The sequence below is a fragment of the Halogeometricum sp. CBA1124 genome, assembly GCF_009741955.1.
Classification (GTDB): domain Archaea; phylum Halobacteriota; class Halobacteria; order Halobacteriales; family Haloferacaceae; genus Halogeometricum; species Halogeometricum rufum.
Window position 1 is genome coordinate 1 of record NZ_WPCD01000204.1, and the last position, 6,598, is coordinate 6,598.

At 69.0% G+C, this 6,598-nt stretch carries 8 protein-coding genes and 4 pseudogenes; 5 read left to right on the forward strand and 7 right to left on the reverse strand.

Annotated features, from left to right (window positions below; all coding sequences use genetic code 11):
* Positions 1 to 321 (reverse strand): hypothetical protein (locus GJ632_RS25580; RefSeq protein WP_231751664.1); only part of this gene is annotated, 321 nt, incomplete at its 3' end.
* On the opposite strand from GJ632_RS25580, the pseudogene GJ632_RS26060 reads away from it, so the two are divergent.
* From GJ632_RS26060 to GJ632_RS25585, 3 genes and pseudogenes are all read left to right on the forward strand, one after another.
* Positions 290 to 454 (forward strand): annotated as a pseudogene (locus tag GJ632_RS26060) (anion transporter); the annotation flags it as partial. The gene GJ632_RS25580 and the pseudogene GJ632_RS26060 sit on opposite strands and share 32 nt — an antisense overlap.
* A 115-nt stretch (positions 455 to 569) precedes the next feature.
* Entirely contained in the window at positions 570 to 725 is a 156-nt protein-coding gene (locus GJ632_RS26065; protein ID WP_394351832.1) for an anion permease, read from the forward strand.
* A 105-nt stretch (positions 726 to 830) separates the two neighbouring features.
* Positions 831 to 1,470 (forward strand): annotated as a pseudogene (locus GJ632_RS25585) (type 1 glutamine amidotransferase); the annotation flags it as partial.
* Here the strand turns inward: GJ632_RS25585 and nucS are convergent.
* The gene (gene nucS / locus GJ632_RS18065; RefSeq protein WP_394351831.1) at positions 1,361 to 2,353 is read right to left on the reverse strand and encodes an endonuclease NucS; all 993 of its coding nucleotides are present in this window, start codon (positions 2,351 to 2,353) and stop codon (positions 1,361 to 1,363) included. The pseudogene GJ632_RS25585 and the gene nucS overlap by 110 nt on opposite strands.
* Positions 2,354 to 2,463: 110 nt before the next feature.
* Here nucS and GJ632_RS18070 point away from each other — a divergent pair, with 110 nt between their 5' ends.
* A complete protein-coding gene (locus tag GJ632_RS18070; protein ID WP_191453670.1) occupies positions 2,464 to 2,919 on the forward strand; it encodes a pyridoxamine 5'-phosphate oxidase family protein in 456 nt (151 codons plus the stop codon).
* A 15-nt stretch (positions 2,920 to 2,934) separates the two neighbouring features.
* Here GJ632_RS18070 and GJ632_RS18075 read toward each other — a convergent pair whose 3' ends face one another.
* From GJ632_RS18075 to gvpH, 5 genes and pseudogenes are all read right to left on the reverse strand, one after another.
* Positions 2,935 to 3,321, reverse strand: coding sequence for a VanZ family protein (locus GJ632_RS18075; protein ID WP_191453671.1), 387 nt, complete (start codon positions 3,319 to 3,321; stop codon positions 2,935 to 2,937).
* Positions 3,322 to 3,385: 64 nt separating this feature from the next.
* A complete protein-coding gene (locus tag GJ632_RS18080) occupies positions 3,386 to 3,586 on the reverse strand; it encodes a hypothetical protein (RefSeq protein ID WP_191453672.1) in 201 nt (66 codons plus the stop codon).
* 5 nt (positions 3,587 to 3,591) lie between these two features.
* A pseudogene (locus tag GJ632_RS18085) lies at positions 3,592 to 4,412 on the reverse strand (aldo/keto reductase).
* Between the two features lie 174 nt (positions 4,413 to 4,586).
* Positions 4,587 to 4,782 (reverse strand): annotated as a pseudogene (locus GJ632_RS18090) (cold-shock protein).
* A 309-nt stretch (positions 4,783 to 5,091) separates the two neighbouring features.
* On the reverse strand, positions 5,092 to 5,562 hold the full coding sequence (gene gvpH / locus GJ632_RS18095) for a gas vesicle protein GvpH (protein ID WP_191453673.1): 471 nt from the start codon (positions 5,560 to 5,562) through the stop codon (positions 5,092 to 5,094).
* Between gvpH and GJ632_RS18100 the strand changes: the two genes are divergently transcribed.
* Positions 5,561 to 6,598: hypothetical protein (locus GJ632_RS18100; protein WP_191453674.1), on the forward strand; the 1,038-nt coding region annotated here is incomplete at its 3' end. The genes gvpH and GJ632_RS18100 overlap by 2 nt on opposite strands.

Genomic DNA, 6,598 nt, shown 5'->3' on the forward strand with positions numbered 1-6,598 from the left:
GCCGTCGGCGACGCCGACGCGACGTTTGACGCCGCCGACGCGACCGGTCCCGCCGACGAGTCGGGCGAGTTCGGGGCGCTCTCGACCCCGGAGCGACGCGTCCTCGTCGTCTTCTCGCTGGTCGTCGCCGGGTGGCTGACCCGACCGTTCCTCGTCGACCCCTACGTCGCCGGCGTCACGGACGGCGCCATCGCCGTCGCGGGGGCGACGCTCCTGTTCCTCGTGCCCAACGGCGTCGAGGAGGGAGCGCTGCTCTCGTGGGACGACGCGACGCGGACTCCCGTGGGAGGTGCTCCTCGTCTTCGGCGGCGGGTTCGCCATCGCCGACGCCTTCCAGACGACGGCGCTCGACGCGTGGGTCGGCGCGTCGCTCGGCGGCGTGGCGGGTCTCGCTCCGGTCCTCACGCTCCTCGTCGTCGCCACCCTCGTCGTCTTCCTCACCGAAGTCACCTCGAACAGCGCGACCGCGTCGCTGTTCGTCCCGCTGGCCGTCGGCGTCGCAGCGTCGTTCGCCGTCGCACCCCCTCGTCCTCGCCACCGTCGTCGCCGTCGCCGCCTCCCTCGCGTTCATGCTCCCCGTCGCCACGCCGCCGAACGCCGTCGTCTTCGGTACCGGCTACGTCACGGTGCCCGAGATGGCCCGCGCCGGCCTCGTGTTGAACCTCCTCGCGTCGTCCTCCTCGCCGTCGCCGCGGTGGTCTGGCTTCCCGTCGTCTGGGGCGTGAGCGTCGTCCCCTGAGGCGCCGCCGGACTCGAACCGTGGACTCGGACCGCGGGTTCGCGGGTCGGCCGACCGGAGCGTTCTCGGTGGCGGCCGACGACACACGCGTATGATACTACTACTAGAGAACGAGGTGGACCCGACGGCGCGCTACTTCGTCCCCGAGATTCGCCGGCACCTCGAAGCCGCCGGTGCCGCCGTCCGTGTCTACCCCTTCGCCGACCGCGGCGGCCGGCCGGACGCCCTCGACGCGGCGGACGGCGTCGTCCTCTCGGGGAGCACCGCCGGCGTCTACGAGTCCGACGACTACCCGTGGATGGACGACCCTGCGCGAACTCGTGCGCGAACTGGTCTCGGAGCGAGTGCCGACGCTCGGCGTCTGCTTCGGTCACCAACTCGTCAACGACGCCCTCGGCGGCACCGTCGAACACCGCGGCCCGCACGCCGGCATCGACCCGGTGCGCTTCGCCGACGACCCCCTGTTCGACGGCGTCGGCGCGCGCGTCCCCCTCCTGCACGGCGACGCGGTCACGGAACTCGGTGAGGGGATGGAGGCCATCGCCTCGGCGGACTACTACGACTACCTCGGCAGTCGCCACCGGGACGCACCGCTGTGGACCGTCCAGTACCACCCGGAGTTCACGGAACTGCTACTCCCGGACATCGAGGAGGACTTCGAGTGGCCCGACGACCCGGCCCACCGCGACTTCGACGGCGTGACGGTCGAACGGACGTTCGAGAACTTCGTCCGCCTCGTGGACGCGCGGTGACGACCCGGCGACGGCTACTCGGCGGTGTCGTCCGCGGTGTCGTCGCTCTCGTCCACCGCGTCGTCGCCAGCGTCTGGACCGTCGTCGCCGGCGTCGCCCTCGGCCTTCGCCACGCTGTCGCCGTCGACGCTCTCGTCGTCGCCCTCGTCGCGACGGGTTCGACGGCGACGAACGACAGTCCCCGCTCCGCCAGCAACTCCCGCGCGCGGTCGGTCACGGAGGGGGCGACGAGGATACCGCGCACGCCCTCGTCGGGGAACTCCTCGTCGACGGCCTCGACGTACCGCTGGAGTTGCCCGGCCGCCGAGGGGCCGACGCGCCGGCGTTTCAACTCCACGACGACCGGTCTGCCCGCCGCGTCCTCGCCGAAGACGTCCACCGGACCGGCCGCCGTCTCGCGTTCGGTCGCCTGCGGGACGAACCCCTCCTCGACGAGTGCGGGGTCGTCGAGAATCCGACGCCGGAGGTCCTCCTCGCTCCCCTGCAGTCGCAAATCGCTGCGGTCGGTCACCTCGTAGGCCGTCACCTGGTCGATGCTCTCGAAGGCGACGTCGAGGCGTTCCGTCGGCGTCGAGCGCTCGCTTCGGACGCGGAGGCGGCCGTCGCGGACGCTCGCCCGGTGGGTGCACCCCGGCGGCTGCCAGTTCACCGGCTTGCGCTTCTCGTCGGTGTGGACGAGGATGGTGCCGTCCGGCTTGCAGACGACGAGTCGGTCGCCCGGGCCGAGACTGGAGGTGGCGCGGCCGTCGTAGTCGACCGTGCAGCGACCGAACAGCGTCACCATGCGTCCGTCGCCGAACGCCTCTTCCAGCAAGTAGAGCGCGTCGCGGTGCGTCGGCCGGTGCAGGGTCGTCGCCGTCATCTGAACCGCTCGTCCGACGTTCGGTGACGGCGGCGTAAAAAGGGCGCGTCGCCCGCCCGGAGGCGCCGCGGACGCGACGATATATCCCGCTTCGGCCCGTACCGTGTGGTATGTCGTCGAACGACACGGACGGGTTCGCGCCGATTCAGGGTGACCCGATGACGGACGAGGAGGTCGAAGCGTACCTGCGTGACCACGGCGTCGGCGTCCTCGCACTCGCGGACGAGGGGCGCGCGTACGGGGTGCCCATCTCGTTCGGGTACGACGGCGACCGCGTCTACTTCGTCTTCCTCCGCGGGGAGACGAGTCAGAAAGAGCGATTCGCCGAGACGACGACGCGAGCGACGCTGACGACGTTCGACGTGTCGGGACGGTACGAGTGGGAGAGCGTCGTCGTCTCGGGGACGATTCGGGAGGCCGACGACGACGAGTGGGACGCACTCGTCTCGGCGATGGAGGACAACGCCTGGTTCCCCAGCCTGTTCTCGGAGTCCGAACCGATGCGGGGCATCGCCGGGTGGGTGCTGGACGTGGAGACGGCGACGGGACTGCGGAACCGCCCCTGAGGCGACTCGGTGCGTTCACTCGTCGTCCGTGACCCAGACGCGGCGTTCGACGGCCACGTACACTAGCGCTCCGCTGAGGGCACCGACGGCGTTGGCGACGAGGTCACCGAGTCCGAACGTCCGGGTCGGGAGCGTCGCCTGCACGAGTTCGACGCCGCCGCCGAGTGCGACGGCGGCGAGGACCGCCACCGCCAGTCCACGCGCGTCGCGCGCGCCGAGTGCGAACGCCGCGAGGAACGCCGTCACGCCGTAGGCCCCGAAGTGAACCAGTTTGTCGAGGCCGACGACGAACGCCCCCGGCGACGCGACGCCGCCGGCCGGCGCGGGAATCACGGACGCGACGACGACGGCGACGCACCACCCGACGAGAACGAGAGTCCGGACCGAGCGCGAGAACTGCATGCTACGACACTGGTTCGCGACTGGCCGCCCTGAGCCTTTTCCTCCGGCGCCGCGCGTCACCCGCTCAGCCGACGTTCATCAGGCCCTCGCCGACGCCCCTCGCCTGCCGCGGGAAGAGGAACACCGCGAGGCCGACGAGCACCGCCGTCGCGCCGAGGAGTCGCGACTGCTCCGCGTAGAACGCGCCACCGCTTGCGACTGCCAGACCGAGGAGCCGAACCGCCCACGACGCGACTCGGTCGGCCGTCTCCTCCGGGTCCGCCATCGGGGTCAGCGCTCGCGCAGCATCCCCTTGACCATCGACGCGCCCGTCTTCAGCAGCGACGGTCGCGTCACCTCGTCGACTTCCGTTCGCGTGAGCGTGAAGTCGAAGACGTCGAGGTTGGCCGCGAGGTGTTCTCGGCTCGTCGACTTCGGGATGACGACGACGTTCCGGTGCTGGGTCGCCCAGCGAAGCGCCACCTGCGCGGGCGTCTTGTCGTACCGGTCGCCGATTCGGCGGAGCGTCTCGTCCTCGACGAGTTCGCCCTGCGCCAACGGACTGTACGCCGTGAGCAGCAGGTCCTCGTCCTGACAGTACCGGAGGAGCTTCCGCTTGGGGCGGTGCGGATGAAACTGCACCTGATCGGTCAGAATCGGCACGTCGGCCGCCTCGCGGGCGCGCTTCAGCATCGGCAGGGGGAAGTTGCTGACGCCGACGTGGTACGCCTCGCCGCCGTCGACGAGTTCCTTCATCGCGTCCATCGTCTCCTCGATGGAGACCAGCGGGTTCGGCCAGTGGAGGAGCAACAGGTCCACGTACGGCGTGTCGAGACGGTCGAGACTCGCCTTCGCCGACTCGACGAGGCCGTCGTAGTCCGCGTTGCCGGGCTTCACCTTCGTCGTCACGAACAGGTCCCGACGGTCCACGTCGCGTCGGCTATCGCGCGGCCCACCTCGGCCTCGTTCCCGTACATCTGTGCGGTGTCGACGTGCCGGTAGCCGAGTTCGAGTGCGGTCGAGACGGCGTCGTAGCACTCCTCGCCCTCCATCCGCCACGTTCCGAGACCGACCTTCGGGACGCGCGCGCCTCGCAGTTCGACGTGTTCCATCTCCGTTTCGGACATACTACCGGCTAGGCTCGGCCGGATGTTAACGTATTGGCAGTTGAAGCGGCGTCGCTCAGAAAGATGAGTAGTTCAGAGAACTGCCGCATACGGACCGAACTCAATCGACCGCGGCGTCGTCAGCCTCCGTCCGCTACGTTGTTCGAAGTAGTCGTCGACTTACAGGCGGGTGACGTTCTTCGCGCGGGGGCCCTTGGGGGGCGTCCTCGATCTCGAACTCGATCTCCGTACCCTCTTCGAGGTCCGGGCCGCCGACGTCTTCCATGTGGAAGAACACGTCCTCGTCCGCATCCTCGGTCTCTATGAATCCGTAGCCGCCTGTGTCGTTGAAGAAGTCGACTTTGCCTTTTGCCATAGCCTCTGAAGACAACCGCTCCCCACAGATAACCCTTCCGAGAATGATTTCGGCGCGAAGAAACGAGATAATGGTGGTAGAGCGCCCAAGACGCGCCTAAACGGCACAATTCCGTTTATGGTGTGTGGTGGACATCAACACACCGTCGAACGCGACGAAATCGGTTTGGCGGGGAGAAACCGGGGGGCGAGAGCGGTCGAACCGTCTCGCCCGCGCCGAAGACGGAGACGCCGACCACCGGTGGAGCGTTCGGCGGGTCGTCGCTCGGAACGCGAGAGACGGCGGCCCCAGCAGGTGTGAGTCGCTTCGTCAGTCGGTCGCGGGACGGAGTCGGACCTGCAGAATACCGTTGTTGAACGACGTCTCGACGACTTCGACGGGGTCCCACGGGAGCGACACCCGACCGACGGCGCGGCCACCGGTGGCGACGACGAGTTCGCTCCGTTCCGGGTCGATACCGGTCGTCACGTCGGCCCGGTCCGCACCCAACAGGTCGGCGACCACGGTGAGTTCGTCGCCGTCGCGGACGCTCTCGACCCGGTAGTCGTCGTCCACGGATCCGCCCTCCGTCGGTCCGTCGCCGGAGGCGTGGCCCGCGCGCGTCGGTCGGCCGCGCGGCCGCCGCCCGGGCGTTCGCCGGTCGGTCTCCGCGCGCCGGTCGTCGAGCAAGTCGCTCAGGAGGTCGGTCACGGAGATGCTGATGTCGATGCGCGTCGGGGACTGCTCGTCGTCGGGGCCGTCCTGTTCGTCCTCGCCGTCGTCTCGGTGTGAGCGTGTCATGGTGTCGAACCTCGCCGACTGCGGGTTCGTTTCTAGTTGGCCGCCGGCACAGAAAAGTCTCGTGACCGTCTCGCACGGCGGTGACTCAGTCACCGATGCCCGCGCCGAACGCCTCGCGTTCTCGTCGAGGTCACTGTCGGGGGCGACTACCGGGAGTCGCAAGTCCGCGACGTTCGCCGGCGGGAACCCGTTGGCCGACAGGAGGAAGTGGTCGGCTCTCTCGCCCATGTCGCCGGTGTCGAAGTCGTTCATCTGCGGGGCGTCCCAGTCGTCGGTCGTCGTGCCGGAGTACGAACCCCCGTGGAAGTCGTACTCCGTCGTGCCTCGTCTCGGACACCTGACACCACTACCTCTTTGGTGTGCGGGCGCGAGCGTGGACGGTGTGAGCGAAGACCACCCCTCCAGACGGCGACGTTGGACGCGAATCGCCCTCGTCGTCGTCCTCGCCGTCGTCGTCGTCCTCGCCGTGCTGGCGGGTGGGCTCTGGCTCTACACCGACCACCTCTACCGGACGAGTTACGAGAGCAGTTACAGCTACGACGTCGTCGTCAACACGAACGAGACGCTCGAAGACGTCACCGTCTCCCTCCCGATTCCCGCCGAGGAGGGGAAACCGAACCTGGCCGCCGCGATGGTCGAGGAGGGCGACGCCGCCGGCGACAACTTCTCGTACCGCGTCGTCGAGACGGAGTACGGACGAATGTTGGAGCTATCAGCCGACCGGGTGACCGTCACGCCGCGCTACTACGAGTTCGTCGAAGAGAACGGGACGGGCAGGCGCGTCGAGATTCCCGCCAGCGAGTACGACCCCTCGAATCCGGACATGATGCGGGACGCCAACGCTGGGACGCTCGTCACCGTCTCCCTCCCGGCGAACGCCACCGTCGCGACGGACGACCCGTGGGTCGTCGAACCGATGTTCTCGCCGCGCGCGAACCGCCGGCCCGTGGCGTGCGAGTTCCCGACGGCCGACTGGCTCCAGTGTTCCGCGTACGATACGAAGCTGTACGCGTCCTACGAGACGAACGAGACGACG

Coding starts and splice junctions, on each gene's coding strand:
- GJ632_RS18075 (WP_191453671.1), bottom strand. CDS start 3,321: ATGCAGTTCTCGCGCTCGGTCCGGACTCTCGTTCTCGTCGGGTGGTGC.
- gvpH (WP_191453673.1), bottom strand. CDS start 5,562: ATGACACGCTCACACCGAGACGACGGCGAGGACGAACAGGACGGCCCC.
- nucS (WP_394351831.1), bottom strand. CDS start 2,353: ATGACGGCGACGACCCTGCACCGGCCGACGCACCGCGACGCGCTCTAC.
- GJ632_RS18080 (WP_191453672.1), bottom strand. CDS start 3,586: ATGGCGGACCCGGAGGAGACGGCCGACCGAGTCGCGTCGTGGGCGGTT.
- GJ632_RS18070 (WP_191453670.1), top strand. CDS start 2,464: ATGTCGTCGAACGACACGGACGGGTTCGCGCCGATTCAGGGTGACCCG.
- GJ632_RS26065 (WP_394351832.1), top strand. CDS start 570: ATGCTCCCCGTCGCCACGCCGCCGAACGCCGTCGTCTTCGGTACCGGC.